The 3,561-nt window shown below is 74.4% G+C and carries 2 protein-coding genes and 1 pseudogene; all 3 read right to left on the bottom strand.

The window, feature by feature from the left end:
• Positions 1–45 precede the first annotated feature (45 nt).
• Complete coding sequence (locus D471_RS0121590; protein ID WP_017600550.1) at positions 46–447, bottom strand: hypothetical protein; 402 nt, start codon at positions 445–447, stop codon at positions 46–48.
• 47 nt (positions 448–494) lie between these two features.
• The gene (locus D471_RS0121585; RefSeq protein ID WP_017600549.1) at positions 495–2,144 is read right to left on the bottom strand and encodes a serine/threonine-protein kinase; all 1,650 of its coding nucleotides are present in this window, start codon (positions 2,142–2,144) and stop codon (positions 495–497) included.
• A 176-nt stretch (positions 2,145–2,320) separates the two neighbouring features.
• Positions 2,321–3,561: pseudogene (locus D471_RS35485) on the bottom strand (FtsK/SpoIIIE domain-containing protein); the annotation flags it as partial.

Raw genomic sequence — 3,561 nt, 5'->3', positions numbered from 1 at the left:
GCGAGGAACGAGCGACAGGCGAAGACGAGGATGAAGAATCCCTGCCTAGCTGCAGAACGTCCCGTTGCGCACGACCCAGTTGTCCTGGATCGAGCCGCCCCAGTCCACGCACTGGCCCGCCGCCGACAGGTACACCGGCCCGGCATAGGTCTGCCACTGCCCCGGGTCGGTCTGCCACGACGTGCCAGAGCTGAGCTTGAGCGCGGCGTCCATGCTGATCGCGCTGCCCGTGCTGTTCCGGACGGTGACGACGCAGTTCTTCCCCTCCGAGGAGTTGTAGGTGACGAACACCGTGCCTCCGGAGACGTCGGCGCTGCCGAGCACGCCGTACCCGTCCCCGCACTGGCCGCCGTAGCTCGCGGCGGTGGCGGGGGCCGGGGCGGCGAGGGCCACGGTCGCGGCGAGGGCCAGCGCGGCGGCGGCCCCGCGTACGAGGGTCCTGTGCATTGCTCTCCTGTCCTTCCTGGCGTTCCCGTCCGTGCGTGTTCGCCCGCCTACCACGGCGGGGTCCCGCTGCCGCTGGTGCGGTGCTGCTCGACCAGCCGAGTGATGGTGATCGTGCCGTCCTCGGCCGTGGTGTAGGTGACCTGCGCCTCGATGGTGCGGCCACCGCTGTTGACGTAGCCGGTCAGCGCCCGGGGGCTGGACGCGACCGTCCCGGAGGCCCCGTTGGCGACCCCTCCGCCCTGGCTCTGGCAGAAGCTCCAGGCGCACGTCACGTCGGCCCCGTCGAGGAGCGCGTACCGGGCGGAACCGCCTTCCGGCCGGAAGGCGACCACGTGGTCACCGGAGGGGCGTTCGCCGCCCGCGCTCACCCCGGAGCCGACCGTGGCCATGGCGGTGGTCGTCCCCCCGCCGCCGTCGGCGTCGTCGGCGTCGGCCTCCTCGCTCTCGGAGGGTTCGTCGGACGGGGAGGCGGACGGGTCCTCGGAGGGTGGGGCGTCTTCGGTGGGCTCCTCGCCCACCGGGCCGGGGCGGCGGGTGTCGCCCTCCTCCCCGGCCTCGCCCTCCTCGGCCGACTGGTCGGGGGCGTCCTCGAACCAGGCCGCGACGGGCAGCGCGTCCCAGTTCCGCGCGACGGCCACACCGCCAAAGCCCAGGCCCGCGAGGACCACGAGCGCCGCCGCCCCGGCGCCGACGAGGCGCAGGACGCGGCGCCCGGCCCCCGAACCCTTCTCCGGCGCCACGGTGAACGCGCGCTCGGGGGCGGTCTGCACCCCGGTCCAGTTGTTGTCGACCAGGGCGGCCATGGCCCCGCCCGCCGACGAGGCGTCGGGGAGGGGGGCGATCGCGCGCCCGGGGTTGCCGACCGCGATCACGCCGTTGACCAGCTCCATCGCGGTCGGGCGGTCCTCCGCCTCCTTGCTCAGGGCGCGGGCGGCCAGGTCGGCGAGGGGGCCGGTGAACCCGGCGGTGTCGGGCTCGCCGCTGATCACCCGGTGCGCCACGGCGGCGGGGTCGCCCGAGCCGAACGGAGGACGGCCGGTCGCGGCGTAGGAGACGAGCGCGCCCCAGGCGAAGACGTCGTCGGCGGTGCTGGCGGGCCTGCCCTGGTAGTGGTCGGGGCTGATCCACCCGGGCGACCCCATGACGGCGCCGGTGCGGGTGAGCGCGGTCTGGTCGACCGCGCGGGCCACGCCGAAGTCCAGGACCCGGGGCCCCTCGGGCGAGAGGACGATGTTGGCGGGCTTGAGGTCGCGGTGGATGACCCCGGCCGCGTGGATCTGCGCGAGGGCCTCGGCGACACCGGCGGCCAGACCGAGGAGGAGCCGTTCGTCCAGGGCGCCGTGTTTGCGCATGTAGGCGCTGAGGGTGAGGCCCCGCACGAGCGGGGTGACCAGCCAGGGGCGTTCGGCGTCGGTGTCGGCCGCGAGCAGCGGCACGGCGCAGGCGCCGCCGACCTGGCGCAGCAGGTCGACCTCACGTGTGAAGCGGGCACGGAACTCGGGGTCGGCGGCGTACTCGGCGTGGATGAGCTTGACGGCGACCAGCTCGCCGAGCTGGTCCTGCGCGGCGTACACGACGCCCATACCGCCCGACCCCAGGCGGGAGACCAGCCGGTAGGGGCCGATCCGCGTCGGGTCGGAGGGCGTCAGGTCGCTGGCCGTCGTGGGCAGGTTGACGGACGAGGGGGTTGCGCTCACTGGGGACGGGTCCTGGTTCGGATGAGGCGAGTGGAGAGGGGAACGGCACCCGGGGCAGGGGTGGGCCGGGAGGGTCGTGCCGGTATTCGGATAGTAGAGCGTCCCGGACCGGCGCCGGCACGGGAGGCCGGTCGGTCACGGTTCGGGGGGCGGGGCTCCTCCGGGCCCTGCCGCGCTCACGGGTGGGGCACCTTGATCTGCTGGATGCGGCCGTCACCGAGGTGCAGGTAGGCGGTGCCGGGCGTCAGCCGGGGGCTGGACACGCCCTTGGGCAGCCGCAGTCCCAGCACTTCGCCGTCGGCCTGGCTCTGCGGCGACAGCAGCGCCCCCACGCGGTTGCGCTTGAGGTGGACGTGCCAGCCGTTGAACCCGCCCTGGAGCGTCTCGTTGGTGCCCGCGGCGACGATGCCCCACCCCGGGCCGACCATGCCGCGGGCGATGCGCGTGAACTCCTTGCCCAGGTCGCTGTTGAGCAGCAGGTCCGCGTCGTCGACCACCACCACCGCCGTGTCCGCCTGGAACCTGCCCAGCGCCTCGTGCAGCTGCGACAGCTTCGGCTCGGCCGCGTCGATGACGGCCCGCACGCCCGGACGGGTGCGCAGGTCCGTCAGGCGCGAGCCGCGCGGGGTCACGAGCAGCAGCTCGGTCCCGGCCTCCAGCAGGGACATGGCCATGGTGGTGAGCATGCTGGAGCGGCCCGACTGCGGCGGCCCGCTGACCAGGAAGGTCGGGATACGCGAGAGGTCGGCGCTGACCGCGGACAGCTCGTTGCCGCCCACGCCCAACAGAGCGGAGAGCGGCCGGGCGGGCTCGGTGCGGTACCGGGCCATGTCCGCGTAGCCGATCTGGTCGGGCAGGACGTCCACGCGGAAGGGCCGCGGTCCGTCCCCGGCCTGGGGGCGGCGGGCCACGTAGTCGGCGATGCGCCCCACCTCCGCCGCCTGCGCGGCGCCCTGGAGGTTCCTGGTCAGGAGCGCGATCTGCACCTCCATGGAGTCGCCCGCGCGGAAGGCCCGGCCGTCCGGGACCTCCTCGGGCAGGTCCCGGTGGTTGAGCCCCGCCGCGCCGTAGTCGCCGCGGTCGTTGCAGCGCAGGACCAGGAGCTCCTCGGTGGTGGAGGAGTACTTGGTCCGGGTGAGGACCCGGTCGCCGGTGGCGATGACGTGCAGACCCACGCCCGCGCCGTCGCGCATGAGGGTGGTGACGTCCTCCACGAGGGCGCCGTAGTTGTACTCGCCGAAGGTCTGCTCGAAGGCGTCCAGGCGGTCGATGAACAGCACGATGTGGGCCGGGCGCTCGGCGGCGGGCACGGCCGCGCGCAGCTCCTCCAGGTCGGCGGCCCCGTGCGCGGCCAGCAGCTTCTGCCTGCGGTCGAGTTCCTCACCGATCAGGCCGAGCAGGCGCACGACCCGCTCGC

It is taken from the genome of Nocardiopsis lucentensis DSM 44048 (assembly GCF_000341125.1).
Taxonomy (GTDB): Bacteria; Actinomycetota; Actinomycetes; order Streptosporangiales; family Streptosporangiaceae; genus Nocardiopsis; species Nocardiopsis lucentensis.
This window is presented reverse-complemented; position numbering and strand designations above follow the sequence as displayed.

What these genes read in the sequence shown, in the direction of transcription:
- D471_RS0121590 (WP_017600550.1), bottom strand. Translation starts at nt 447, where the DNA reads ATGCACAGGACCCTCGTACGCGGGGCCGCCGCCGCGCTGGCCCTCGCC.